Below are 22,882 nucleotides of genomic sequence, written 5' to 3'. Positions count from 1 at the left end.
GTTCAACTATGCGCTTCACTCGTTGCAAACCACATGGTCTTGTATGTTCCCGACATACATAAGACATTTCCTCTATCCCTGGAGGTCAGATGTGGTGAATGTCATTAATGCACGACTATATGGATATAGGAGGTAGAGTAACGCAGGAGCAGTTACCGAGGAGCATTTGATGACCTTGTCTCAGTGCCGCTAAACTTTCGCTGAGCGACCAAATCTTTATACTAATTGGTATAAAACATCTTAATAGCCCGGCCTAACAACATGGCAGACCAAATAACAGGTACAAAAAAACCGGCTAATGCCGGCTTTTTTTAATGTCTAACTAAAAGTTACTTAGACATGTACTCGATTGCTTTCGTGTAATCTTCATCAGAGCAATCAGTACACATGCCGCCTGGTGGCATAGCATTTAGGCCTGACTTAACAGAAGATACTAGAGCCGGCATGCCTTTAGCTAGGCGTGGCTCCCATGCCGCTGCGTCATGTGACTTTGGCGCGCCAGCAACACCCATGCTGTGACATACTTGACATGCCTTGTCATATACAGCCTTACCATCTTGGGCAAAAGCGCTTGTAGACAGAGTCAAAGCTGCAGCTGCAGTCAGTGCTAATAATTTTTTCATTTTATACGTTCCTAATGCAAATTCTAACAAAGCTCACGCTGCCCTCATAAAATTCGGCAGACTTCTTAAATCTCGGCTAGGTTACTACAAAGTTCAACAAATGGCATCTTTTTGTGATATTAATCGCGACAATGGGGTTTTCGCAAGACATAACTCTCAAAAAGGTTAATATATTAGCAAATGTTTAAAAAGTTCATAGAAAATACATAATATTCGAACTACATCAAATTGCTGACACTTAGCAACAAGCAAGACTAAACGCTTGAAAGTGTATGTGTTAGTATCTCTTGTGTTTTCATACAGCTTGATATAGAGGGCTCAGTGGTAGAAAAATCAAAAGCAACAACACTGGTATCAGCTAATAACTTAACCTGCATCAGAGAAGAACGTATTCTATTTGATGAACTTAGCTTCGATATTTTTGAAGGTGAGATCGTTCAAATCGAAGGTCCTAACGGTGCTGGCAAAACAAGTCTTTTGCGGATTATCGCCGGTTTATCTCGCCCCTATGCCGGGCAAATCAACTTTAAGGGTGAAGACATAAACCGCTGTCGTGACGAGTACAATGATGAGTTATTGTATCTTGGCCACCTTGCTGGTGTTAAAAGTGAGTTAACAGCCGAAGAAAATCTTAACTTCAATTTAAGAATTAGTGGGTATGATGAATTCGATACTCGTGAAATTCTATCTAAGGTCAATCTGTCAGGTTTTGAAGAAGCGCTCGCAGGTCATTTATCAGCAGGTCAACATAGACGAACAGCACTCGCTAGACTATGGCATACCAACTGTAAGATATGGCTACTTGATGAGCCTTTTACCGCTATCGATAAGAAAGGCGTTGAAGAACTCGAACACCTGTTTTTAGCCCATGCAAAACGGGGGGGATGCGTAATATTGACCACACACCAAGATATGGGTGTGATTGGTGATGATATTCTTCGTAAAATTCGTCTCGATTATCGCTTTGTATAAGGTTTGGCAATGAAGAAAGGTATCAGTTATACCAAAGCGTTTAACACGCTGTTAAAGCGGGATCTGCAGATAGCTATAAGACATCGCGGTGATATTTTCAATCCGCTACTGTTTTTTGTCCTAGTGGTTACCCTGTTCCCACTTGGCATCGGACCCGAGCCTCAAGTATTAACACGCGTTGCACCTGGCATTATTTGGGTTGCGGCACTATTAGCATCAATGCTATCGCTCGAACGTTTATTTAAGGCGGATTACGCTGATGGTAGCTTGGAGCAAATGCTACTGAGTCCTCAACCTTTACCTTTGATGGTATTGGCTAAAGTACTGGCGCATTGGATATTAACAGGTGTACCTTTAATTTTAGTTGCACCTTTATTAGCAGTGTTACTGCATCTAGACGGTAATAGCTATGGCGCATTGATTGCGACACTAGCCCTCGGTACACCGGTATTAAGTTTACTGGGAGCCATTGGTGTAGCTCTAACTGTAGGTTTACGTAAAGGCGGCGTGTTATTAAGCCTATTGATATTGCCTTTATATATTCCTGTTTTAATTTTTGCTACCAGCGCGATTGATGCTGCTGGTATGAATTTACCCTATGATGGTCAGCTCGCTATTATTGGCGCAATGCTGGTCGGTTCATTAACGTTAGCACCTTTTGCAATTGGTGCATCCTTACGAGTGAGTACTAACTAAAATGTGGAAATGGTTACATCCATACGCGGATCCTGAACGCGCCTACAAACTCTCAGGCACCCTACTACCTTGGTTTGCCATGCTTGCCATCTCTTTTATCGGTATTGGTACAGTATGGGGCTTAGCATTTGCTCCAACCGATTATCAGCAAGGTGACAGCTATAGAATCATCTTTATCCATGTACCTGCAGCGTCGATGTCAATGGCCGCTTACATGGCAATGGCGACTTCATCATTCATTGGTCTAGTGTGGCAAATAAAATCTGCTGATTGGGCCGCCGCTGCGATTGCACCTATTGGTGCGGTGATTACCTTTATTGCACTGATTACGGGGGCAACGTGGGGTAAGCCGATGTGGGGCACTTGGTGGGTATGGGATGCACGACTAACCTCTGAACTAGTCTTGTTGTTTTTATACTTGGGTGTGATCTCTTTATATGCATCTTTTGAAGATAAAGTGCTTGCAGCAAGAGCCGCTGGGATCTTAGCAATCGTAGGTGTTATTAACATTCCAATCATCAAGTACTCTGTTGATTGGTGGAGCTCACTACATCAGCCTTCAACTATACGCATCACAGAAAAATCTACGATGCCAACAGAAATGCTATACCCGTTATTGATTAACATCGCAGGCTTCGGATTAATGATCGGTGCGATTACATTAGTGAGATTTAGATCAGAAATTTTAGCACGAAATGGAATGCGTCCATGGGTGCGTGAACTTGCTAAAGCAGAAGGGGTCAAATAATGCAGTTCGACTCAATTAGTGAATTTTTCAACATGGGCGGCTATGCTTTTTATGTATGGTTGGCTTATGGTGTAACTTTTCTTTCACTAGGTACCCTGGTTGTCCTTAGTGTTAGACAGAAACGTAAGGTATTAGTTGAAATCGCAAAGAAGATCCAACGCGAAGATCGCCTTAAAGAAACTCGGAGTATTAAATAGTGAATCCTAGACGTAAAAAACGCCTTACCCTTGCTGTAGCCCTAATTGTCGGTGTAGCAGCAATCGCTTCTTTGCTTTTATATGCGCTGAATTCAAACTTGAACCTTTTCTTTACACCCACTGAAATTGTACAAGGTAAGAAAGATACTGGGGTTATGCCTGAGATTGGTCAACGTATTCGTGTCGGCGGTATGGTAACCGTTGGCTCTATGGTACGTGACCCTGAGAGTTTGCATGTAGAGTTTGCTGTACATGACGCTGCAGGTGGTGAAATCATCGTAACTTATGACGACCTATTACCAGATCTATTCCGTGAGGGACAAGGCATTGTGGCGCAGGGCGTACTTGCTGCACCGGGCGTGTTACAAGCGACTGAAGTTCTGGCTAAGCATGATGAAAACTACATGCCACCAGAAGTTGCCGAAGCCATGGGTCAAACTCATGAGAAACTGGATTATAACCAAGAGCAAAAAACTGGCGGTTACTAAGCCTAGCTCGTTATCATCTTAATCAAAAAGCCTTCGTCATGAAGGCTTTTTTGTATCTATCAAAATAGATAAGGTTCAACCACTAGGCTATCCGGACGCCAGTAACGCTCTCTATCACGCACTATACAACCGTGACACCTTTGGGCAGCATTGCAGCTATTTATCGTCTAAACGTATTGATAAGGCTGATATAGGCTTACTTAGTACAACATAATCAAAAACGGCCAGAAATAACATCTAGAAACCAACCAAAAAAATAGATATTCCTACAAATCTAACTAATAGTATCAAAGAGGTATTAAATGAGCTCAAGAATAGAGGCTGCGTCAGGTTATGCTTGAGCTTGAGATTAAGTTTGGGTTGAAGAGATTGGGTTTGAAGTAAGCTTTATAGCCCTCGAAAGGAAGATGCACAATAGGAAGGCATCCGAAAAACACACATATGCAGTCCTACCATTACGCTTCACAAAGCGAACGAGCACCTTGGCATATCGAGTACGATTAAATAGGGTTCACATCAAAGATCTGCTTCTACTGTTGTTATGTCCCCATTCAGCGTTAAGTGACCTAAAAATAATGCGTCCGAACAGTCAGATAGTTACTTAATTATGCCGGGAACTAACTTTAAGTAGAACACCTGCTTATATCAATTGATATTGCGGATAACACTGTTTACGTTTCTCGTTGAGTATTCATACTCCATGTTCTTAGCATTGCAGTCAAATCAGCAACGACTAGCCTGTGGATATCGCTAACATCTTGGCTCATGGAGTTAGCTAACTGAAAACTTCCTGAGATAATTATAATCACTATAATAAAGCGCTCTACCAGAGTATTTTAGGCAAATTATGTCTAGTCAAATACATGATGGGACTGTTGCCCCCTTGAAACATCATTCAACACTGAAGTAAGCAGCCATAAATACTCCGTACTGCACTTCAACTTTGAACAAGGCTAACGCCGCGAATGCTGCGTTAATACCAATCAGTATAAGAAGTTGATCTACTCAGAACGTTTTTTGGCAAACTAATTCAAGGCGAATAACTGAAAGAATGGTCACTCCGTTGTGAAGTTGTTCAACGCAGAAGTAGGCAGCCAAAAACGCGCCAGAATAGCGAGTTTTAGCGGCTCTGATACTGTATTAACGAGCTTAAACGTAGAATTACTATGCTCTTCACTCGTTGCAAACCACATGGTCTTGTATGTTCCCGACATACATAAGACATTTCCTCCATCCCTGAAGGTCAGATGTGGTGAATATCATTACTGCACGACTATATGGATATAGGAGGTAGAGTAACGCAGGAGCAGTTAACGATGAGCATTTAATGACCTTGTCTCAGTGCCGCTAAACTCTCGCTGAGCGACCAAATCTTTATACTGATTGGTATAACAGGCCAACTATGATCTTAGCTGGTTGCGAGCAGCATGACCTTGCATCGTACTGACATTGAATAAGCATCTTTCCGATATATTGAATTCACACTCTACGAATCTCAGTATTGAACGGCTATATAGGTATAGCAGGTAAAATATACCGGAGGGATGGAGCAGGTAAAGTCTAGCTGGAACCGTTACCGAAGATGGCTGAAACATGGAGCCATCAATATCATTTTTACAGAAGCATTAGACCCACGCTGAATCATCGCATGTTTATACTTAATGAGTATCGAGCGGTTTCTAAAGAGGGGAAGCATATTAAATTAATTTATTTCAGGCATAAAAAAGGCCGAACTATTGTTCGGCCTTTTAAAACTAAGACTTATTTACTCTGCAGTGTCTTCAACAGCTTCAGCTGCTTCAGGACGACCTACTAGTTCAATATACGCCATAGGCGCTTTATCACCAGTACGTAGACCGCACTTAAGAATACGGGTATATCCACCAGGACGTTCCTGGAAACGTGGACCCAATTCAGTAAATAACTTACCAACGACTTCAGCGTCGCGAGTACGAGCAAATGCCAAACGGCGGTTTGCAACGCTATCACTCTTAGCAAGTGTTATTAGAGGTTCAACTACGCGACGCAGTTCTTTCGCTTTAGCTACAGTAGTTTTAATCACTTCGTGACGAACTATTGAGCAAGCCATGTTACGGAACATAGCTTGACGATGACTGCTGTTACGGTTTAGTTGACGACCACTCTTACGATGGCGCATGACCTAATCCTTATTACCTATATCTGTACTAATCTGGACTTAAAGGTCGTCTGCTAAACTAGCTGGAGGCCAGTTTTCCAGACGCATACCTAACGACAGTCCGCGAGACGCTAAAACATCCTTAATTTCAGTAAGAGATTTCTTACCTAAGTTAGGAGTCTTAAGCAGCTCAACTTCAGTGCGTTGTACCAGATCGCCGATGTAATGAATCGCTTCAGCCTTCAAACAGTTGGCTGAACGTACAGTTAGCTCTAAATCGTCGACAGGACGCAACAATATCGGATCGAACTCCGGCTTCTCTTCTACTGGTGCAGTCTCAGTCACATCACGTAACTCAACAAACGCATCTAGCTGTTCAGCAAGAATTGTTGCAGAGCGACGGATAGCTTCCTCAGGATCGATAGTACCATTTGTGGTCATATCAATAACGAGTTTGTCTAAGTCTGTACGCTGCTCAACACGAGCTGCTTCTACATTGTATGCAATGCGAGCAACAGGTGAGAACGAAGAATCAACCAACAAACGGCCGATAGGGCGATCATCGTCTTCGGTTTGTGCACGGGCAGAAGCCGGTACATAACCACGACCACGCTCTACGCGGATACGCATGCTGACGTCATTATTACCTGTCAAATGACAGATAACATGGTCAGGATTCATGATAGTAACATCACCATCATGCGTGATATCTGCTGCAGTAACAGGGCCTGCGCCTGACTTACTTAGCGTAAGCATAGCTTCGTCTTTCCCTTCGATAACTACTGCCAAACCTTTAAGGTTTAGTAGTATCTCAAGGATATCCTCTTGCACGCCTTCCTTGCTACTGTATTCATGCAGTACACCATCAATCTCTACTTCGGTAACCGCGCAGCCTGGCATAGACGACAATAGGATACGACGCAACGCGTTACCTAGAGTGTGACCAAAACCACGCTCAAGCGGCTCCAGTGTAACCCTGGCACGTGTTGGATTAACCTGCTCGATATCAACGAGACGCGGTTTAAGAAATTCTGTAACAGAACCCTGCATTGTGTCCTCTCTTTTGTTTTAACCTTACTTAGAGTAAAGTTCGACGATCAGCTGTTCGTTAATTTCCGCAGACAAATCACTACGCTCAGGAATGCGCTTGAAAGCACCTTCCATCTTAGTGTTGTCAACTTCAACCCATGTTGGCTTTTCGCGTTGAGCCGACACTTCTAAAGCCGCTTTAATACGAGCTTGAGTGCGAGACTTTTCACGAACGCTCACTACATCATTCGCAGACACTTTGAATGATGGAATGTTAACGACGCTACCATTAACCATAATTGACTTATGACTAACTAGCTGACGTGATTCAGCGCGTGTTGCACCAAAGCCCATGCGATAAACAACGTTATCTAGACGGGTTTCTAAAAGAGTAAGTAGGTTTTCACCAGTGTTACCTTTAGTACGTGCAGCATCTTTGTAGTAGTTACGGAATTGCTTTTCTAGCACACCATAAATACGACGAACTTTTTGTTTCTCGCGTAGCTGAACACCATACTCAGACAGACGGGTCTTACGAGCGCCGTGTTGTCCAGGTGCAGTTTCAAGCTTACACTTCGAATCGATTGCTCTCACGCCGCTTTTTAGGAAAAGGTCTGTACCTTCTCTGCGGCTGAGCTTGAGCTTTGGACCCAAGTATCTTGCCATGTTCTTTCTCCAACTATCCTATTAAAAACGACGAATTAAACGCGACGTTTCTTAGGAGGACGACAACCATTATGAGGGATAGGCGTCACATCGGTAATGTTAGTAATCTTATAACCAACCGAGTTTAGTGCACGAATCGCTGATTCGCGTCCTGGACCTGGACCCTTCACAAAAACTTCTAGGTTTTTAACACCGTAGTCCTGAGCAGCAGTACCTGCACGCTCAGCAGCAACCTGTGCAGCAAATGGGGTAGATTTACGTGAACCACGGAAACCTGAACCACCAGAAGTTGCCCAAGATAGTGCGTTACCTTGACGATCTGTAATGGTAATAATTGTGTTGTTGAAAGACGCATGGATATGCGCCATACCATCAGCAACCTGTTTACGTACACGCTTACGCGGAGAACGTGACGGAACTTTAGCCATTCTGGATTACCCCGTTACTTTCTGATTGGTTTACGTGGACCTTTACGCGTACGCGCATTGGTCTTAGTACGTTGCCCACGAAGGGGAAGGCTACGACGATGGCGAAGGCCACGGTAACAACCAAGGTCCATAAGACGCTTGATGTTCATGGAAACTTCACGACGTAAATCACCTTCTACAATGTAGTTGGCAACTTCTTCGCGTAGAGTATCAATTTGAGCTTCGCTCAATTCCTTGATCTTAGCATCTTCAGCAATAGAAGTAGCCGCGCAAATAGCTTGTGCGCGAGTACGACCGATGCCGTAGATAGCAGTCAATGCAATGACTGTATGCTTTTGATCAGGAATGTTAATGCCAGCGATACGGGCCACTATGCACTCCTTAAGTTAAAGGTCATCTGTGAAAAGCCCGGTAGGATACTCGACAGACGACAATTTAGCAAATAATATTTTGACCAGCCCGGACTGGGCTGGTCAATTTTTGTTTAGCCTTGACGCTGTTTGTGTTTAGGTTCAACACAAATCACACGTACAACGCCACTACGCTTTACGATCTTGCAGTTACGGCAGATCTTCTTCACGGAAGCTCGAACTTTCATTTCATCACTCCGAGATTGCTATCTTAGCGACCAAAGCGATCTAAATTCGCTTTGTTTACCAAGTTAGCCTTCTTCATTACAGACTCATACTGATGAGACATCATATGCGTCTGAACCTGAGCCATGAAGTCCATGATTACGACTACCATAATTAGTAGTGAAGTACCGCCAAAATAGAACTGTACTTTCCACGCAATTAACATGAACTCCGGAATTAAGCAGATAAAGGTTATATATAACGCGCCAGCTAATGTTAGGCGGGTCATAACTTTATCAATATAACGCGAAGTCTGTTCTCCAGGACGAATCCCGGGAATAAACGCACCACTCTTCTTCAAGTTATCTGCTGTTTCGCGAGGGTTAAATACCAACGCAGTATAGAAGAAACAGAAGAAAATAATCGCTGTTGCATATAATAATGAGTACAGCGGTTGTCCTGGTGACACAGCCAGTGAAAAATCACTTAACCATGACATGGACTCATTTTGACCAAACCACTGAGCCAGTGTGCCTGGGAACAAAATGATGCTGGACGCAAAAATAGGCGGGATTACACCAGCCATATTAATCTTAAGCGGTAAGTGAGTGCTCTGCGCTGCAAAAACCTTACGGCCCTGCTGACGCTTTGCATAGTTAACAACGATACGACGTTGTCCACGCTCAACGAAAACCACAAAATAAGTAACAGCGAAAACAATCACTGCTAGCAACAACAATACTAGTACATTCAAGTCGCCTTGACGCGCCTGCTCGGCTGTTTGGCCGATAGCAGATGGCAGGCCAGCAACAATACCTGCGAAAATAAGAATCGAGATACCGTTACCTATGCCTCTTTCGGTAATTTGCTCACCTAGCCACATTAGGAACATTGTTCCTGTCACTAAGCTCACTACAGCAACGAAGTAGAAACTGAATCCTAGGTTAACAACTAACCCTGGAACCAAGTTTGGTAGACCTGTTGCGATACCGATTGCCTGGAACGTACCCAGGACCAATGTGCCGTATCGAGTATATTGACTGATTTTCTTTCTTCCCGACTCGCCTTCTTTTTTCAATTCAGCAAGTGCAGGATGAACCACAGTCAACAACTGCATTATGATCGATGCCGAAATATACGGCATGATACCTAATGCGAAGATAGAGGCACGTTCAAGGGCACCACCAGAGAACATGTTAAACATGCCTAGGATGGTCCCCTTTTGCTGATTAAACAGCTCTGCTAATACAGCAGCGTCAATACCAGGAATTGGTACAAACGAACCGGCTCTAAAGACGATAATTGCACCAATCACGAACAGGAGACGGGTTTTCAATTCTGATAAACCGCCTTTCGCGCTTTTTAAATCAAGTCCTGGTTTTGCCATCGACGTATTATTCCTCGATCTTGCCACCGGCAGCTTCAATAGCTGCACGTGCACCTTGGGTTACCTTCAGACCTTTAACGGTCACAGGGCGCTCAATGGTACCTGAAAGAACGATTTTAGCAAACTGTATGTTGCGAGTAACTAGATTCGCATCTTTCAGCGCATTTAGGTCGATAACATCACCGTTAACTTTAGCCAACTCGCTAATGCGAATTTCGGCAGATACCAACGCTTTACGCGAGGTAAAACCAAACTTAGGCAAACGAATCTTAAGTGGCATTTGACCACCCTCGAAACCGACGCGAACGCCGCCACCAGAACGAGACTTCTGGCCTTTGTGACCACGGCCACAAGTTTTACCAGTGCCTGAACCGATACCGCGACCTACACGCTTAGCTGCTGACTTAGCACCTGCAGCAGGTGATAGAGTATTTAGACGCATCTTATACTTCCTCCACCGAAACCATGTAGTAAACCTTGTTAATCATACCGCGAACTGAAGGAGTATCTTCTAGTTCAACAGTGTGATTAATGCGGCGTAGACCAAGACCTGTCAAAGTTGCACGGTGCTTTGGTAAGCGGCCGATTGAACTTTTAGTCTGAGTTACTTTAAGTGTTTTAGTAGCCATGGTGCATTAACCTCGAATTTCAGTAACATTCAGGCCACGCTTAGCTGCGATTTGTGAAGGTGATTTCATATTCACCAACGCATCGACAGTAGCGCGAACGATGTTAATCGGGTTAGTAGAACCGTATGCTTTTGACAGAACGTTATGAACGCCTGCTACTTCCAATACGGCACGCATTGCGCCACCGGCAATAATACCGGTACCGTCAGAGGCTGGTTGCATGTAAACACGTGAACCAGTGTGACGACCCTTTACAGGGTGGTGCAAAGTACCATTGTTCAATTCAACGTTTACAATGTTACGGCGAGCCTTTTCCATTGCTTTCTGAATTGCTGCTGGTACTTCACGCGCTTTACCATAGCCATAACCGACTTTACCGTTACCATCACCCACTACAGTTAGTGCAGTGAAGCTAAAGATACGTCCGCCTTTAACTACTTTAGAAACACGATTTACTGCAACTAATTTCTCTTGCAGATCGTCTTTTTGCTGTTGAGCTTCAAATTTAGCCATTTTTCATCATTCCTTAGAACTTGAGGCCAGCTTCACGAGCAGCGTCTGCTAATGCAGCAACGCGTCCGTGATACTTGAAGCCGGAACGATCGAATGCAACTACAGCTACGCCTTTTTCGATAGCGCGCTCAGCAACGGTTTTACCCACTACTTTAGCTGCATCTACGTTACCTGTGTACTTTAGCTGCTCGGTTACTGCTTTTTCAGCAGTAGAAGCTGCCGCCAACACTACGTTTTCAGGGCTAATGACCTGAGCGTAAGTGTGACGTGGTGTACGATGTACAACCAGACGATTAACGCCCAGCTCTTGGATCTTCTTACGGGCACGTAGAGCGCGGCGTAAGCGAGATGTTTTCTTATCCATATCGTATTACCTTACTTCTTCTTAGCCTCTTTACGGCGTACTTGTTCGTCAGCATAGCGAACACCTTTACCTTTGTAAGGCTCTGGTGGACGGTAACCGCGAATCTCAGCTGCTACTTGTCCGATCAACTGCTTATCAGTACCAGAAAGTACGATTTCAGTTTGTGATGGACATTCAGCTGTTACGCCGTCAGGAAGTTTGTGAACCAAAGGATGTGAAAAACCTAGAGTCAAATCGATATCTTTACCGGCAAGTTTTGCACGGTAACCAACACCAACTAACTGTAGTTTCTTAACGAAACCTTCAGTAACACCAACAACCATGTTGTTGATTAATGCACGAGCTGTACCAGCTTGAGCAGCGGTTTTAGCGCTTTCAACTGGTGAACACTTGATTTCATTGTCTTCAACAACAACAGAAACGTCAGAGTTAATAACTCGAGTCAAACTACCTTTAGTACCTTTTACGGTGATAGTTTGTTCGTTTAAAGTCACTTCTACGCCTGCAGGGATAGCGACTGGTGCTTTTGCGACACGAGACATTGCTAGCTCCTTATGCTACGTAGCAGATAACTTCCCCGCCCATGCCATTTTGGCGGGCAGTACGATCAGTCATCAAACCTTGAGAAGTGGACACAATAGCGACACCCAGTCCGCCCATAACCTTTGGAAGTTCGTTTTTACCTTTGTAAATACGAAGACCAGGACGGCTAACGCGCTGGATAGTCTCAACGACTGGCTGACCTTGGAAATACTTTAAAGTGATTTCCAATTCAGGCTTGGCTTCATCTGCTACGGCGTAGTCAGTGATATAACCTTCTTCTTTAAGCATTTTCGCGATAGCGATTTTAAGCTTAGCAGAAGGCATCTTCACAGATACGTGTTTAGCAGCTTGGCCGTTACGAATACGTGTTAACATATCCGCAATAGGATCTTGCATGCTCATATTAGCTTACTCCGTGACAAGTGCTTACCAGCTGGCCTTGCGTAGACCAGGAACTTCACCGCGCATAGTTGCTTCACGTAATTTAATACGGCTAAGGCCGAATTTACGTAGGAAACCATGTGGGCGACCAGTTTGACTACAGCGATTGCGCTGACGCGCCGCGCTAGAGTCACGTGGTAGAGCTTGTAACTTAAGTACTGCATCCCAACGATCATCATCAGATGTTGCTGGACTGCTAATGATAGCTTTAAGTGCAGCGCGCTTTTCAGCGAACTTTGCTACGAGCTGTGCACGTTTTGCTTCACGTGCTTTCATTGAACTTTTTGCCATTACGCTACCCTTATTTCTTGAATGGGAAGTTAAAGCCTTCGAGCAAAGCTCGGCCTTCTTCATCATTCGTCGCAGAAGTAGTGATTACAATATCCATACCGCGGATCTTATCGATTTTATCGTATTGGATCTCTGGGAAGATGATTTGCTCACGTACGCCCATCGCATAGTTACCACGGCCATCGAACGACTTAGCGCTCAAACCACGGAAGTCACGAATACGAGGGATCGCGATATCAACTAAACGCTCTAAGAATTCCCACATACGCTCACCGCGCAGTGTAACCTTACAGCCAATTGGGTAGCCTTCACGGATTTTAAAACCAGCAACTGACTTACGAGCTACAGTCACTACTGGCTTCTGACCAGCGATAGCAGTCATGTCACGAAGCGCATGCTCCATAACTTTCTTATCTGCTACTGCTTCGCCAACACCCATATTAAGGGTGATCTTTTCAATCCGAGGGACTTGCATGACACTGGTAAAACCAAACTTGGTTACAAGTTCAGGACTAACAGTCTCTTTGTATTTATCATGCAGTTTCGCCATCGTTTACTCCAAATTACTTAACGAGTTCACTGTTCGACTTAAAGAAACGAACTTTTTTGCCGTCTTCAAATCGGAAACCAACGCGATCAGCTTTGCCAGTGGCAGAGTTGAAAATCGCTACGTTTGATGCTTGTATCGGTGCTTCTTGCTCAACAATACCGCCAGCTACGCCCAATTGTGGGTTTGGCTTTTGGTGTTTCTTGACAAGGTTAAGACCTTCTACAATTAATTTACCAGTTGGAAGAACCTGAGAAACCTTACCGCGTTTACCCTGGTCTTTACCTGCTAGTACAATTACTTCGTCTTGACGACGTATTTTAGCTGCCATTTTGAAGCTCCTTACAGTACTTCTGGTGCCAATGACACAATCTTCATAAACTGCTCAGTACGCAGCTCACGTGTCACAGGTCCAAAGATACGAGTACCAATCGGTGCAAGGTTTGCGTTAAGCAATACCGCTGCGTTCCGATCGAAGCGAATGACAGAACCGTCTGGACGACGTACGCCTTTCTTAGTACGGACTACCACCGCGTTATATACATCACCTTTCTTCGCTTTACCGCGAGGAATAGCTTCTTTAACAGAAACCTTGATGACGTCGCCGATACCGGCATAACGACGATGAGAGCCACCCAAGACCTTAATACACTGAACTCTACGAGCGCCGCTATTACAGGCGACTTCTAGAGTCGATTGCATTTGGATCATTTTAAGTGCTCCGCTATCGTTACTTCACAATCCCACAAAGGGGCTACATTTTACCCTAATTCTGACTTTAATTTAGTCAAAATTGGCGCGCAAGTGTAACACCTAAAAATAGGAATAGATAGTACTAATAATAAAAACGGCCCCAACTTTAGGAGCCGTTCGTTTAAGTGCTTAATAAAATTAAGCTTTTCTTATTACTTCAACCAGAGTCCAAGACTTAGTCTTAGACAGCGGACGACATTCGCGAATAGTCACGACATCGCCAGCATTACACTGATTTTGTTCGTCATGTGCATGGATCTTAGTAGTACGCTTGATAAACTTACCGTATAAAGGGTGTTTTACCTTACGTTCAATAGCTACAGTGATAGACTTGTCCATCTTGTCGCTAAGTACTCGACCTTGCAAAGTACGGATAGTATCAGACATTATGCACCCGCCTTAGAAGTAATAATGGTCTTAACGCGCGCAATGTTGCGACGCACGATTTTAAGCTGATGAGTCTGAGTCAACTGACCAGTGGCGTGTTGCATACGCAGATTAAACTGCTCACGCAGCAGACCAAGCAGTTCAGCGTTCAATTCTTCAACGCTCTTTTCTGTTAGTTCGCTCGCTTTCATTACATCACCGTCTTAGTTACGAAGGTAGTCTTCAGAGGTAGTTTAGCAGCAGCTAGGGTGAAAGCTTCACGAGCTAACTCCTCAGATACACCATTCATCTCGTAAAGAACCTTACCAGGTTGAATCTGGCAAACCCAATATTCAACGTTACCCTTACCTTTACCCATACGCACTTCAAGAGGCTTAGAGGTAATTGGCTTGTCAGGGAATACGCGAATCCAGATCTGACCTTGACGTTTAATGTGACGTGTCATAGCACGACGCGCAGCTTCAATTTGACGAGCAGTTAGACGACCACGTCCAACAGCTTTCAAACCGAATTCACCGAAGCTAACTTCAGTGCCGTTCGCTAGACCGCGGTTACGGCCCTTGAACATTTTGCGAAACTTCATTCTTTTTGGTTGCAGCATTGCCAGCTCTCCTATTTACCGCGAGGCTTACGCTTCGGCTGCTGTTTCGGCTCTTCGTGCTGAGGTAGAACGCCGTCTAGAACTTCGCCTTTGAAGACCCAAACTTTAACGCCAATCACACCGTATTGAGTGTGACTCTCAGAAGTAGAATAGTCGATATCAGCACGCAGTGTATGCAAAGGTACACGACCTTCACGATACCACTCTGAACGCGCAATCTCAGCGCCGCCTAGACGGCCACTCACTTCAACTTTGATACCCTTAGCACCAAGACGCATTGCGTTTTGAACTGCGCGCTTCATAGCACGACGGAACATAACACGACGCTCTAGCTGCGAAGCGATGCCATCGGCAACAAGCTTAGCATCTAGCTCAGGCTTACGGATCTCAGCGATGTTGATTTGAGCTGGAATACCAGTCAGCTTTGCAACTGCGTTGCGTAGCTTCTCAACGTCTTCGCCTTTCTTACCAATCACAACACCTGGACGGGCAGTGTGAATAGTAACGCGAACACTCTTTGCTGGACGCTCGATAACAATCTTAGAAACTGATGCTTGCTTAAGTTTCTTTTCAAGAAACTTACGCACTTCCCAGTCACTGCTCAAGTTATTGGCATAGTCTGACTTGTCAGCGTACCAGGTCGAGATCCAAGGCTTAGTGATACCCAGACGGATACCATTAGGATGTACTTTCTGTCCCATTGCTAACTCCTAGCGATCTGATACAACCACAGTAATGTGGCTGGTACGCTTGATTATACGATCAGCACGGCCTTTGGCACGTGGCATGATACGTTTCATAGTTGGACCTTCATCGATCATAATCGCTCCAACTCTTAATTCGTCAATGTCAGCACCTTCATTGTGCTCAGCATTGGCGATAGCAGAGTCCAGTACTTTTTTAACAAGTACTGCAGCTTTCTTAGGGCTGAAAGTTAGAATTTCGAGAGCCTTAGCAACAGGCAGTCCACGGATTTGATCTGCAACCAAACGACACTTTTGAGGCGACGTACGGGCAAAACGATGTTTAGCTAAAACTTCCATCTTATGTCTCCCGTATTAACGCTTCTTCGCTTTCTTATCTGCAGCATGGCCGCGATAAGTGCGAGTTGGTGAAAATTCACCAAGCTTGTGGCCGATCATTTCGTCAGTTACGAACACAGGTACGTGCTGACGACCATTATGGACAGCGATGGTCATTCCAATCATGTTAGGAATGATCATAGAGCGACGAGACCAAGTTTTAATTGGCTTTTTATCTCCCGCTTCCATCGCTTTCTCTACCTTCTTCAGCAAGTGTAGGTCAATGAATGGACCTTTCTTGAGAGAACGTGGCATGGCGAATCCTCTTACTTTTTATTGCGACGACGTACAATGTACTTGTCGGTGCGTTTATTACTACGAGTCTTATAACCCTTAGTAGGCTGACCCCAAGGTGATACAGGGTGACGGCCACCAGAAGTACGGCCTTCACCACCACCATGTGGGTGATCTACTGGGTTCATTGCAACACCACGAACTGTTGGGCGTACGCCTCTCCAGCGTTTAGCACCTGCTTTACCTAACTGGCGTAGCATATGCTCGGCATTACCAACTTCACCCAATGTCGCGCGGCAATCAACCGGCACTTTACGCATTTCGCCAGAGCGAAGACGTAGAGTGGCGTATGCGCCATCACGAGCAATAACTTGTACATAAGCACCAGCTGAACGCGCGATTTGAGCACCTTTAGCAGGCTTCATTTCAACTGCGTGTACTACGCTACCCACTGGGATGTTGCGTAGAGGCAGTGCGTTACCGCTCTTGATCTCTGCATCGATACCTGACTGGATCTTATCACCAGCTTTCATGCCTTTAGCAGCAAGAATATAACGACGCTCACCATCAGCGTATAGTACCAAAGCGATGTTAGCTGTACGGTTTGGATCATATTCCAAACGCTCAACCTTCGCAGGGATACCGTCTTTGTTACGCTTAAAGTCGATTAGACGATAATGTTGCTTATGACCACCACCAATGTGACGGACAGTGATACGACCCGTATTATTACGGCCACCACTTTTTGATTTTTTCGCCAACAGGCCTGCAAAAGGTTTACCTTTATGCAAATCGCTGTTCACCACTTTAACTAAGTGGCGACGACCTGGAGAGGTTGGCTTACACTTAATAACTGCCATGATAATTCTCCTTTGCCTTATTCAGCGCCGCCGACGAAATCGATGTCAGCACCTTCAGCTAGAGTAACATAGGCTTTTTTCCAATCGCTACGACGGCCAACACGGGCGCCGGTGCGTTTAGTTTTACCTTTGTTAACCAAAGTGCGAACTGAATCGACTTCAACTTCGAATAGCTGTGCTACTGCAGCTTTAACTTCAGCTTTAGTTGCATCGATAGCTACACGGAAAACAACTGTATTGTTCTTCTCTGCATTCACAGTGCTCTTTTCAGAGATGTGTGGAGCAAGAATAACTTTTAACAAACGTTCTTCGCTTATCATCCCAGCATCTCCTCGATTTGCTTAATAGCTTCAGCGGTTACGAGTACTTTGTTGAATGCGATAAGGCTAACTGGATCAATACCAGCAACATCACGTACGTCAACTTTGTACAAGTTACGAGCAGCTAAGAACAAGTTCTCGTCAACTTCTGGAGTAACAATCAACACGTCTTCAAGTTGCATTTCGTTCAGTTTAGCTTTTAGCTCTTTAGTTTTAGGAGCTTCAACGCCAAATGACTCAACAACGATAAGACGGTCTTGACGTACCAATTCAGAGAAAATGCTTTTCAGCGCTCCGCGGTACATCTTTTTGTTAACTTTTTGGCTGTGATCTTGTGTTTTAGCAGCGAATGTTACGCCACCGCCACGCCAGATTGGGCCTTTAACAGTACCAGCACGTGCGCGGCCAGTACCTTTTTGGCGCCATGGCTTCTTGCCAGAGCCAGTTACTTCTGCGCGAGTCTTTTGAGCACGAGTGCCCTGACGCGCGTTTGCAGCGTAAGCTACAACTACCTGATGAACCAGTGCTTCATTAAAGTCACGGCCAAAGGTAGCTTCGGAAACTTCAAGAGCACTCTGTGCGTCTTTCAATACCAATTCCATTACTATCTCCTCAGACCTTAAGCTTTAACAGCTGGTTTGATGATCAGGTCGCCATTAGTAGCGCCTGGAACTGCACCCTTAACCAAAAGCAGGTTACGTTCAGCATCTACACGAATTACTTCTAGATTCTGTGTCGTAACACGCTCTGCACCCATGTGGCCAGACATTTTCTTACCTTTGAAAACGCGACCAGGTGTTTGGTTTTGACCAATAGAACCGTTAGCTCTATGTGCCAGTGAGTTACCATGTGTTGCATCTTGAGTAGCGAAGTTCCAGCGCTTAATACCGCCTTGGAAGCCCTTACCCTTAGATTGACCAGTAACATCAACTTTCGCTATGTCAGCGAAGATATCTACATTAAGCTCAGCACCAACTTCGATGCCCTCGCCTTCACCATCTGCCAAACGCATTTCCCATAAACCACGACCGGCTTCAACGCCTGCCTTAGCAAAGTGACCTGCTTCTGGTTTAGTGATGCGATTAGCTTTTTTGGTACCAGTAGTAACTTGAAGTGCACGGTAACCATCTGTATCCAAAGTTCTCACTTGGGTTACGCGGTTAGCAGCAATTTCAATTACTGTTACAGGTACCGACGCGCCATCTTCATTGAAGATGCGAGTCATACCTACTTTACGACCGATAAGACCGATAGCCATCTCTCAAACCTCTTCTAAGGATCTCAATTAACCCAAGCTAATCTGAACGTCAACACCAGCCGCAAGATCTAAACGCATAAGTGCGTCTACAGTCTTTTCAGTCGGCTCAACGATGTCAACAAGACGCTTGTGAGTACGTAGTTCGTACTGATCACGTGCATCTTTATTAACGTGTGGAGAAGTCAAAATGGTATAACGTTCTTTACGCGTTGGTAGTGGAATTGGACCACGAACCTGCGCGCCGGTACGCTTAGCAGTTTCAACGATTTCCGCAGTAGACTGATCAATCAAACGATGATCAAATCCTTTTAAGCGGATACGGATTCTTTGGTTCTGCATTGACCAGAGCTCCTAAAATGTACACAAAAAAATCACCCTCTAGCAATTTTCCTTATAGAAAAAGCAGAGTGAGATGATTTAACCGTTCGACTCACAATCGGAGTCGCTGTTTTTTTTACGTCAAACCCGAAGGCAGACCAATTTAAATCGCCTAATGGTTAAGGCGAGGGGCTATTATACTGATTTCATCGCTGAGATCAAGCCCGTTGTTTGAAATACCGTCAAATTGACTCATTTCAACAAAGTGGCGTCATTATACACAGTCAGATCTGGAATGCTAGCCCTGCCCTCACTTTTCTTCAGGCAACAAAAAAGGCAGCCTAAGCTGCCTTTTTCAGTATCGAGTTAAGACGATTGCTAATTAAGCAACGATCTCAGCTACAACACCAGCACCAACTGTACGGCCACCTTCACGGATTGCGAAGCGTAAACCTTCGTCCATCGCGATTGGAGCAATAAGAGTTACTGTCATAGCTACGTTGTCACCAGGCATTACCATCTCTACGCCTTCTGGCAATTCGATAGTACCGGTTACGTCAGTTGTACGGAAGTAGAACTGTGGACGGTAGCCTTTGAAGAATGGAGTGTGACGTCCGCCTTCTTCTTTAGACAGAACATAGATTTCTGACTTGAAAGTAGTGTGTGGAGTGATTGAACCAGGTGCAGCCAATACTTGACCACGTTCAACGTCTTCACGCTTGATACCACGTAGAAGAACACCACAGTTCTCGCCAGCACGACCTTCGTCAAGAAGCTTACGGAACATTTCAACACCAGTACAAGTAGACTTAGTTGTATCTTTAATACCAACGATTTCTACTTCTTCACCAACTTTGATGATACCGCGCTCTACACGACCAGTAACAACAGTACCACGACCAGCGATTGAGAAAACATCTTCGATTGGAAGAATGAATGCACCATCGATAGCACGCTCTGGCTCAGGAATATAAGTATCTAGTGCTTCTGCAAGCTCAAGGATCTTAGCTTCCCACTCTGGCTCGCCTTCAAGGGCTTTAAGCGCAGAACCTTGGATAACTGGTAAGTCATCACCTGGGAAGTCATATTCAGTTAGAAGTTCACGAACTTCCATTTCTACTAGCTCTAGAAGCTCTTCGTCATCAACCATGTCACACTTGTTCATGAATACGATGATGAATGGTACGCCAACCTGACGTGAAAGCAGGATGTGCTCACGAGTTTGTGGCATTGGACCATCTGTAGAAGCAACTACTAGGATTGCGCCGTCCATCTGTGCAGCACCAGTGATCATGTTTTTAACATAATCGGCGTGACCTGGACAATCTACGTGTGCGTAGTGACGTGATGGAGTATCATATTCGATGTGAGAAGTATTAATTGTAATACCGCGCTCACGCTCTTCTGGAGCGTTATCGATCTGTGCGAAGTCACGCTTAGTACCACCGTAAGTCTTCGTTAACACAGAAGAGATAGCAGCAGTTAGAGTAGTTTTACCATGGTCAACGTGTCCGATAGTACCAACGTTAACATGCGGTTTTACGCGTTCAAATTTTTCTTTAGCCACGATATATTCCTTTCTTTTCAGAAAATGCTCGGCTTAAAACCGAGCAATAGCAATTAAGTATATCAACAATAGAGTGAGACAGTTTAGCCTCTGGCCTCTATTATTGCTTTAGTAACATTTTGCGGTGCATCAGAGTACTTCAAAAACTCCATAGAGTATGAGGCACGTCCCTGACTAGCAGAGCGCAAGTCGGTTGCATAACCGAACATTTCAGATAACGGTACTGTTGCATGCACAAGTTTAACACCTGCAATGCCATCATCCATACCTTCAATAAGGCCACGACGACGGTTCAAGTCTCCGACCACATCACCCATATAATCTTCAGGTGTTGTAACTTCAACTTTCATGCAAGGTTCAAGTAAGGCAGGGTCTGCTTCAAGCGCACCCTTTTTAAAGCCCATTGAACCAGCGACTTTAAAGGCCATTTCGTTCGAGTCCACATCATGATATGAACCGTCATACAAAGTAACCTTTATGTCGAGAACAGGGAAGCCAGCTAATACACCGCTCTTCATCTGCTCTTGAATACCCTTATCAACTGCTGGGATGTATTCCTTAGGAACCACACCACCAACAATATCGTTGACGAATTCGTAACCAAAACCTTCTTCTTGAGGCTCTAGTTTCAACCAAACGTGACCGAATTGACCTCGACCACCAGATTGACGTACGAATTTACCTTCGACTTCCACTGTTTTGCGGATAGTCTCACGATATGCAACTTGTGGTTTACCTACATTACATTCAACACCGAACTCGCGACGCATACGGTCTACGATGATGTCTAAGTGTAGCTCACCCATACCAGAGATCAGTGTTTGTCCCGATTCTTCATCAGTCTCAACACGGAATGACGGATCTTCCATTGCAAGTTTTTGCAATGCCATCCCCATCTTGTCCTGGTCTGCCTTGGTTCTTGGTTCAACAGCGATAGTAATTACAGGCTCAGGAAACTCCATGCGCTCTAGAATTACTTTGTGATCGATATCGCATAATGTATCGCCAGTAGTCACGTCTTTAAGACCAATAAGAGCTGCGATGTCGCCAGCGCGCACTTCTTTAATCTCTTGACGATCATTAGCGTGCATTTGCACCATACGACCAATACGTTCACGCTTTTGCTTAACAGAGTTATAAACGCCAGCACCTGACTCCAATACGCCTGAATAAACACGAATAAAGGTTAAGGTACCCACGAATGGGTCTGTTGCAATCTTAAATGCTAACGCCGCAAATGGAGCATTATCGTCAGCTTGACGACAAGTCTCTTCTTCATTGTCATCAATCCCCTTAATTGCGGGAACTTCGACAGGCGATGGCAGAAAATCTACCACAGCATCAAGAACCGCTTGTACACCCTTGTTCTTAAATGCAGAACCACAGGTTGCCAATACGATTTCATTGTTTAAGGTGCGTATACGTAGTGCCTTTTTGATCTCATCTTCTGAAAGTTCCCCATCTTCTAGGTACTTTTCCATCAATTCTTCTGTCGCTTCAGCTGCACTCTCAACCAAATACTCGCGCATTTCTGCCGCTTTCTCGGCTAAATGCTCTGGGATAGCTTCATAAGAGAAAGTCATTCCCTGATCTTCTTCAGACCAGTTAATCGCTTTCATTTTGATCAAATCGATAACACCGTTAAAATCCTCTTCCGCACCAATATTCATTTGAATCGGTACACAAGTCGCACCAAGGCGATTACGGATCTGGTCGACTACGCTATCAAAGTTTGCACCTGCGCGGTCCATCTTATTGACGAACACTAAGCGCGGCACATGATACTTATCAGCTTGTCGCCAAACAGTCTCAGATTGAGGTTCTACCCCTGATGAGCCACAAAAAACAACCACAGCACCATCAAGTACTCTCAAAGAACGCTCTACTTCAATAGTGAAGTCAACGTGACCCGGAGTGTCGATGATGTTTATGCGGTGCTCAGTGAACTGCGCATCCATTCCGCGCCAGAAAGTAGTCGTTGCGGCTGAGGTGATGGTAATACCACGTTCCTGCTCTTGTTCCATCCAATCCATAGTGGCACAGCCATCATGAACTTCACCGATCTTATGAGATAAGCCAGTGTAGAACAGAACACGTTCAGTTGTAGTGGTTTTACCAGCATCAACATGAGCACAGATACCGATATTACGGTAGCGCTCAATTGGAGTTGTACGAGCCACGATTTATACCCTCTTAGCTTAATCTGAGTGTTAGCAATGCAAGTAAGG

36 protein-coding genes are annotated in these 22,882 nt (G+C 44.7%); 5 read left to right on the top strand and 31 right to left on the bottom strand.

Translation table 11 applies throughout. From position 1 onward, the window contains the following. Window positions 1-329 precede the first annotated feature (329 nt). Complete coding sequence (locus ACVBIO_RS15660; protein WP_447162252.1) at window positions 330-623, bottom strand: c-type cytochrome; 294 nt, start codon at window positions 621-623, stop codon at window positions 330-332. Window positions 624-944: 321 nt separating this feature from the next. Between ACVBIO_RS15660 and ccmA the strand changes: the two genes are divergently transcribed. From ccmA to ccmE, 5 genes are read left to right on the top strand one after another with little or no spacing between them, the layout of a single operon-like run. Further along, window positions 945-1,595, top strand: a complete 651-nt coding sequence (gene ccmA / locus ACVBIO_RS15655) for a cytochrome c biogenesis heme-transporting ATPase CcmA (protein ID WP_447172951.1) — start codon at window positions 945-947, stop codon at window positions 1,593-1,595. A gap of 9 nt (window positions 1,596-1,604) precedes the next feature. Beyond that, complete coding sequence (gene ccmB / locus ACVBIO_RS15650; protein ID WP_447162250.1) at window positions 1,605-2,291, top strand: heme exporter protein CcmB; 687 nt, start codon at window positions 1,605-1,607, stop codon at window positions 2,289-2,291. Window position 2,292: 1 nt separating this feature from the next. After that, entirely contained in the window at window positions 2,293-3,039 is a 747-nt protein-coding gene (gene ccmC, locus ACVBIO_RS15645; protein WP_447162249.1) for a heme ABC transporter permease CcmC, read from the top strand. Further along, on the top strand, window positions 3,039-3,236 hold the full coding sequence (ccmD, locus tag ACVBIO_RS15640; protein ID WP_447162248.1) for a heme exporter protein CcmD: 198 nt from the start codon (window positions 3,039-3,041) through the stop codon (window positions 3,234-3,236). Before ccmC ends, ccmD begins: the two co-directional genes overlap by 1 nt. Next, on the top strand, window positions 3,236-3,724 hold the full coding sequence (gene ccmE / locus ACVBIO_RS15635) for a cytochrome c maturation protein CcmE (protein ID WP_447170044.1): 489 nt from the start codon (window positions 3,236-3,238) through the stop codon (window positions 3,722-3,724). The genes ccmD and ccmE overlap by 1 nt, the downstream gene beginning before the upstream one ends. 1,765 nt (window positions 3,725-5,489) lie before the next feature. On the opposite strand, the gene rplQ is transcribed toward ccmE, so the two are convergent. The 30 genes from rplQ to fusA form a co-directional block, all read right to left on the bottom strand. Further along, the gene (gene rplQ, locus ACVBIO_RS15630; RefSeq protein ID WP_012153479.1) at window positions 5,490-5,882 is read right to left on the bottom strand and encodes a 50S ribosomal protein L17; all 393 of its coding nucleotides are present in this window, start codon (window positions 5,880-5,882) and stop codon (window positions 5,490-5,492) included. A gap of 39 nt (window positions 5,883-5,921) precedes the next feature. Continuing rightward, window positions 5,922-6,911 carry a DNA-directed RNA polymerase subunit alpha gene (locus tag ACVBIO_RS15625; protein ID WP_012279167.1) on the bottom strand — a complete coding sequence of 330 codons (990 nt, stop codon included), beginning with the start codon at window positions 6,909-6,911 and terminating at the stop codon, window positions 5,922-5,924. A gap of 24 nt (window positions 6,912-6,935) precedes the next feature. After that, window positions 6,936-7,556, bottom strand: a complete 621-nt coding sequence (rpsD, locus tag ACVBIO_RS15620) for a 30S ribosomal protein S4 (RefSeq protein ID WP_012153477.1) — start codon at window positions 7,554-7,556, stop codon at window positions 6,936-6,938. 35 nt (window positions 7,557-7,591) lie between these two features. Continuing rightward, window positions 7,592-7,984 carry a 30S ribosomal protein S11 gene (rpsK, locus tag ACVBIO_RS15615; RefSeq protein ID WP_012153476.1) on the bottom strand — a complete coding sequence of 131 codons (393 nt, stop codon included), beginning with the start codon at window positions 7,982-7,984 and terminating at the stop codon, window positions 7,592-7,594. Window positions 7,985-7,998: 14 nt separating this feature from the next. Beyond that, a complete protein-coding gene (rpsM, locus tag ACVBIO_RS15610) occupies window positions 7,999-8,355 on the bottom strand; it encodes a 30S ribosomal protein S13 (RefSeq protein WP_012153475.1) in 357 nt (118 codons plus the stop codon). A 113-nt stretch (window positions 8,356-8,468) separates the two neighbouring features. Then, window positions 8,469-8,582, bottom strand: a complete 114-nt coding sequence (rpmJ, locus tag ACVBIO_RS15605) for a 50S ribosomal protein L36 (protein WP_006083579.1) — start codon at window positions 8,580-8,582, stop codon at window positions 8,469-8,471. Between the two features lie 23 nt (window positions 8,583-8,605). Then, window positions 8,606-9,946 (bottom strand): preprotein translocase subunit SecY, encoded by a 1,341-nt coding sequence (gene secY, locus ACVBIO_RS15600; RefSeq protein WP_012153474.1) that lies wholly within the window; start codon window positions 9,944-9,946, stop codon window positions 8,606-8,608. A gap of 7 nt (window positions 9,947-9,953) precedes the next feature. Continuing rightward, window positions 9,954-10,388: a 50S ribosomal protein L15 gene (rplO, locus tag ACVBIO_RS15595; protein WP_012153473.1), complete on the bottom strand. Its 435-nt coding sequence runs from the start codon at window positions 10,386-10,388 to the stop codon at window positions 9,954-9,956. Window position 10,389: 1 nt separating this feature from the next. Continuing rightward, the gene (gene rpmD / locus ACVBIO_RS15590; RefSeq protein ID WP_020912153.1) at window positions 10,390-10,575 is read right to left on the bottom strand and encodes a 50S ribosomal protein L30; all 186 of its coding nucleotides are present in this window, start codon (window positions 10,573-10,575) and stop codon (window positions 10,390-10,392) included. A gap of 6 nt (window positions 10,576-10,581) precedes the next feature. Beyond that, on the bottom strand, window positions 10,582-11,088 hold the full coding sequence (gene rpsE / locus ACVBIO_RS15585; RefSeq protein ID WP_012153471.1) for a 30S ribosomal protein S5: 507 nt from the start codon (window positions 11,086-11,088) through the stop codon (window positions 10,582-10,584). Window positions 11,089-11,101: 13 nt separating this feature from the next. After that, complete coding sequence (rplR, locus tag ACVBIO_RS15580; RefSeq protein ID WP_012153470.1) at window positions 11,102-11,452, bottom strand: 50S ribosomal protein L18; 351 nt, start codon at window positions 11,450-11,452, stop codon at window positions 11,102-11,104. An 11-nt stretch (window positions 11,453-11,463) separates the two neighbouring features. Continuing rightward, window positions 11,464-11,994, bottom strand: a complete 531-nt coding sequence (gene rplF, locus ACVBIO_RS15575; protein WP_447172950.1) for a 50S ribosomal protein L6 — start codon at window positions 11,992-11,994, stop codon at window positions 11,464-11,466. A gap of 10 nt (window positions 11,995-12,004) precedes the next feature. Further along, window positions 12,005-12,397 (bottom strand): 30S ribosomal protein S8, encoded by a 393-nt coding sequence (gene rpsH / locus ACVBIO_RS15570; RefSeq protein WP_012153468.1) that lies wholly within the window; start codon window positions 12,395-12,397, stop codon window positions 12,005-12,007. Between the two features lie 24 nt (window positions 12,398-12,421). Further along, entirely contained in the window at window positions 12,422-12,727 is a 306-nt protein-coding gene (gene rpsN, locus ACVBIO_RS15565; RefSeq protein WP_447162246.1) for a 30S ribosomal protein S14, read from the bottom strand. 10 nt (window positions 12,728-12,737) lie between these two features. Then, the gene (gene rplE, locus ACVBIO_RS15560; RefSeq protein ID WP_447162245.1) at window positions 12,738-13,277 is read right to left on the bottom strand and encodes a 50S ribosomal protein L5; all 540 of its coding nucleotides are present in this window, start codon (window positions 13,275-13,277) and stop codon (window positions 12,738-12,740) included. Between the two features lie 13 nt (window positions 13,278-13,290). Beyond that, on the bottom strand, window positions 13,291-13,605 hold the full coding sequence (gene rplX, locus ACVBIO_RS15555) for a 50S ribosomal protein L24 (RefSeq protein ID WP_012279173.1): 315 nt from the start codon (window positions 13,603-13,605) through the stop codon (window positions 13,291-13,293). A gap of 11 nt (window positions 13,606-13,616) precedes the next feature. After that, complete coding sequence (rplN, locus tag ACVBIO_RS15550; RefSeq protein ID WP_011863976.1) at window positions 13,617-13,985, bottom strand: 50S ribosomal protein L14; 369 nt, start codon at window positions 13,983-13,985, stop codon at window positions 13,617-13,619. 180 nt (window positions 13,986-14,165) lie between these two features. After that, window positions 14,166-14,414, bottom strand: coding sequence for a 30S ribosomal protein S17 (gene rpsQ / locus ACVBIO_RS15545; RefSeq protein WP_447162244.1), 249 nt, complete (start codon window positions 14,412-14,414; stop codon window positions 14,166-14,168). Then, window positions 14,414-14,605 carry a 50S ribosomal protein L29 gene (gene rpmC, locus ACVBIO_RS15540; protein ID WP_012144642.1) on the bottom strand — a complete coding sequence of 64 codons (192 nt, stop codon included), beginning with the start codon at window positions 14,603-14,605 and terminating at the stop codon, window positions 14,414-14,416. The genes rpsQ and rpmC overlap by 1 nt, the downstream gene beginning before the upstream one ends. Continuing rightward, entirely contained in the window at window positions 14,605-15,015 is a 411-nt protein-coding gene (gene rplP / locus ACVBIO_RS15535; protein ID WP_012279176.1) for a 50S ribosomal protein L16, read from the bottom strand. Before rplP ends, rpmC begins: the two co-directional genes overlap by 1 nt. Window positions 15,016-15,026: 11 nt before the next feature. Beyond that, on the bottom strand, window positions 15,027-15,716 hold the full coding sequence (gene rpsC / locus ACVBIO_RS15530; protein ID WP_012153461.1) for a 30S ribosomal protein S3: 690 nt from the start codon (window positions 15,714-15,716) through the stop codon (window positions 15,027-15,029). Between the two features lie 9 nt (window positions 15,717-15,725). Continuing rightward, window positions 15,726-16,058, bottom strand: a complete 333-nt coding sequence (rplV, locus tag ACVBIO_RS15525; RefSeq protein ID WP_012144645.1) for a 50S ribosomal protein L22 — start codon at window positions 16,056-16,058, stop codon at window positions 15,726-15,728. Window positions 16,059-16,073: 15 nt separating this feature from the next. Continuing rightward, entirely contained in the window at window positions 16,074-16,352 is a 279-nt protein-coding gene (gene rpsS / locus ACVBIO_RS15520; protein WP_011863970.1) for a 30S ribosomal protein S19, read from the bottom strand. Between the two features lie 11 nt (window positions 16,353-16,363). Further along, window positions 16,364-17,191 (bottom strand): 50S ribosomal protein L2, encoded by an 828-nt coding sequence (gene rplB / locus ACVBIO_RS15515; RefSeq protein WP_012153460.1) that lies wholly within the window; start codon window positions 17,189-17,191, stop codon window positions 16,364-16,366. A gap of 17 nt (window positions 17,192-17,208) precedes the next feature. After that, window positions 17,209-17,511: a 50S ribosomal protein L23 gene (gene rplW, locus ACVBIO_RS15510; protein ID WP_012153459.1), complete on the bottom strand. Its 303-nt coding sequence runs from the start codon at window positions 17,509-17,511 to the stop codon at window positions 17,209-17,211. Next, window positions 17,508-18,113, bottom strand: a complete 606-nt coding sequence (gene rplD / locus ACVBIO_RS15505) for a 50S ribosomal protein L4 (protein ID WP_012153458.1) — start codon at window positions 18,111-18,113, stop codon at window positions 17,508-17,510. The genes rplW and rplD overlap by 4 nt, the downstream gene beginning before the upstream one ends. A 17-nt stretch (window positions 18,114-18,130) precedes the next feature. After that, complete coding sequence (rplC, locus tag ACVBIO_RS15500) at window positions 18,131-18,769, bottom strand: 50S ribosomal protein L3 (protein WP_012153457.1); 639 nt, start codon at window positions 18,767-18,769, stop codon at window positions 18,131-18,133. A gap of 27 nt (window positions 18,770-18,796) precedes the next feature. After that, window positions 18,797-19,108, bottom strand: a complete 312-nt coding sequence (gene rpsJ, locus ACVBIO_RS15495) for a 30S ribosomal protein S10 (RefSeq protein ID WP_005503530.1) — start codon at window positions 19,106-19,108, stop codon at window positions 18,797-18,799. A 361-nt stretch (window positions 19,109-19,469) separates the two neighbouring features. Further along, entirely contained in the window at window positions 19,470-20,654 is a 1,185-nt protein-coding gene (gene tuf / locus ACVBIO_RS15490) for an elongation factor Tu (protein WP_447162243.1), read from the bottom strand. A gap of 83 nt (window positions 20,655-20,737) precedes the next feature. Next, window positions 20,738-22,834, bottom strand: coding sequence for an elongation factor G (fusA, locus tag ACVBIO_RS15485; RefSeq protein ID WP_447162242.1), 2,097 nt, complete (start codon window positions 22,832-22,834; stop codon window positions 20,738-20,740). Window positions 22,835-22,882 lie beyond the last annotated feature (48 nt).

Source organism: Shewanella sp. 0m-8, assembly GCF_052977265.1.
This window is presented reverse-complemented; position numbering and strand designations above follow the sequence as displayed.

What these genes read in the sequence shown, in the direction of transcription:
- rpsJ (WP_005503530.1), bottom strand. Translation starts at nt 19,108, where the DNA reads ATGCAGAACCAAAGAATCCGTATCCGCTTAAAAGGATTTGATCATCGT.
- ccmC (WP_447162249.1), top strand. Translation starts at nt 2,293, where the DNA reads ATGTGGAAATGGTTACATCCATACGCGGATCCTGAACGCGCCTACAAA.
- ccmD (WP_447162248.1), top strand. Translation starts at nt 3,039, where the DNA reads ATGCAGTTCGACTCAATTAGTGAATTTTTCAACATGGGCGGCTATGCT.
- rplE (WP_447162245.1), bottom strand. Translation starts at nt 13,277, where the DNA reads ATGGCGAAACTGCATGATAAATACAAAGAGACTGTTAGTCCTGAACTT.
- rplN (WP_011863976.1), bottom strand. Translation starts at nt 13,985, where the DNA reads ATGATCCAAATGCAATCGACTCTAGAAGTCGCCTGTAATAGCGGCGCT.
- rpsK (WP_012153476.1), bottom strand. Translation starts at nt 7,984, where the DNA reads ATGGCTAAAGTTCCGTCACGTTCTCCGCGTAAGCGTGTACGTAAACAG.
- rplC (WP_012153457.1), bottom strand. Translation starts at nt 18,769, where the DNA reads ATGGCTATCGGTCTTATCGGTCGTAAAGTAGGTATGACTCGCATCTTC.
- ACVBIO_RS15660 (WP_447162252.1), bottom strand. Translation starts at nt 623, where the DNA reads ATGAAAAAATTATTAGCACTGACTGCAGCTGCAGCTTTGACTCTGTCT.
- rpsQ (WP_447162244.1), bottom strand. Translation starts at nt 14,414, where the DNA reads ATGTCTGATACTATCCGTACTTTGCAAGGTCGAGTACTTAGCGACAAG.
- rplR (WP_012153470.1), bottom strand. Translation starts at nt 11,452, where the DNA reads ATGGATAAGAAAACATCTCGCTTACGCCGCGCTCTACGTGCCCGTAAG.
- rpsN (WP_447162246.1), bottom strand. Translation starts at nt 12,727, where the DNA reads ATGGCAAAAAGTTCAATGAAAGCACGTGAAGCAAAACGTGCACAGCTC.
- rpsE (WP_012153471.1), bottom strand. Translation starts at nt 11,088, where the DNA reads ATGGCTAAATTTGAAGCTCAACAGCAAAAAGACGATCTGCAAGAGAAA.
- secY (WP_012153474.1), bottom strand. Translation starts at nt 9,946, where the DNA reads ATGGCAAAACCAGGACTTGATTTAAAAAGCGCGAAAGGCGGTTTATCA.
- rpsC (WP_012153461.1), bottom strand. Translation starts at nt 15,716, where the DNA reads ATGGGACAGAAAGTACATCCTAATGGTATCCGTCTGGGTATCACTAAG.
- rplQ (WP_012153479.1), bottom strand. Translation starts at nt 5,882, where the DNA reads ATGCGCCATCGTAAGAGTGGTCGTCAACTAAACCGTAACAGCAGTCAT.
- rpmD (WP_020912153.1), bottom strand. Translation starts at nt 10,575, where the DNA reads ATGGCTACTAAAACACTTAAAGTAACTCAGACTAAAAGTTCAATCGGC.
- ccmB (WP_447162250.1), top strand. Translation starts at nt 1,605, where the DNA reads ATGAAGAAAGGTATCAGTTATACCAAAGCGTTTAACACGCTGTTAAAG.
- ACVBIO_RS15625 (WP_012279167.1), bottom strand. Translation starts at nt 6,911, where the DNA reads ATGCAGGGTTCTGTTACAGAATTTCTTAAACCGCGTCTCGTTGATATC.
- rpsH (WP_012153468.1), bottom strand. Translation starts at nt 12,397, where the DNA reads ATGAGCATGCAAGATCCTATTGCGGATATGTTAACACGTATTCGTAAC.
- rpsD (WP_012153477.1), bottom strand. Translation starts at nt 7,556, where the DNA reads ATGGCAAGATACTTGGGTCCAAAGCTCAAGCTCAGCCGCAGAGAAGGT.
- rpmC (WP_012144642.1), bottom strand. Translation starts at nt 14,605, where the DNA reads ATGAAAGCGAGCGAACTAACAGAAAAGAGCGTTGAAGAATTGAACGCT.
- rplV (WP_012144645.1), bottom strand. Translation starts at nt 16,058, where the DNA reads ATGGAAGTTTTAGCTAAACATCGTTTTGCCCGTACGTCGCCTCAAAAG.
- rplX (WP_012279173.1), bottom strand. Translation starts at nt 13,605, where the DNA reads ATGGCAGCTAAAATACGTCGTCAAGACGAAGTAATTGTACTAGCAGGT.
- rplO (WP_012153473.1), bottom strand. Translation starts at nt 10,388, where the DNA reads ATGCGTCTAAATACTCTATCACCTGCTGCAGGTGCTAAGTCAGCAGCT.
- rplD (WP_012153458.1), bottom strand. Translation starts at nt 18,113, where the DNA reads ATGGAATTGGTATTGAAAGACGCACAGAGTGCTCTTGAAGTTTCCGAA.
- rplW (WP_012153459.1), bottom strand. Translation starts at nt 17,511, where the DNA reads ATGATAAGCGAAGAACGTTTGTTAAAAGTTATTCTTGCTCCACACATC.
- rplB (WP_012153460.1), bottom strand. Translation starts at nt 17,191, where the DNA reads ATGGCAGTTATTAAGTGTAAGCCAACCTCTCCAGGTCGTCGCCACTTA.
- rplF (WP_447172950.1), bottom strand. Translation starts at nt 11,994, where the DNA reads ATGTCTCGTGTCGCAAAAGCACCAGTCGCTATCCCTGCAGGCGTAGAA.
- rpmJ (WP_006083579.1), bottom strand. Translation starts at nt 8,582, where the DNA reads ATGAAAGTTCGAGCTTCCGTGAAGAAGATCTGCCGTAACTGCAAGATC.
- rplP (WP_012279176.1), bottom strand. Translation starts at nt 15,015, where the DNA reads ATGCTGCAACCAAAAAGAATGAAGTTTCGCAAAATGTTCAAGGGCCGT.
- rpsS (WP_011863970.1), bottom strand. Translation starts at nt 16,352, where the DNA reads ATGCCACGTTCTCTCAAGAAAGGTCCATTCATTGACCTACACTTGCTG.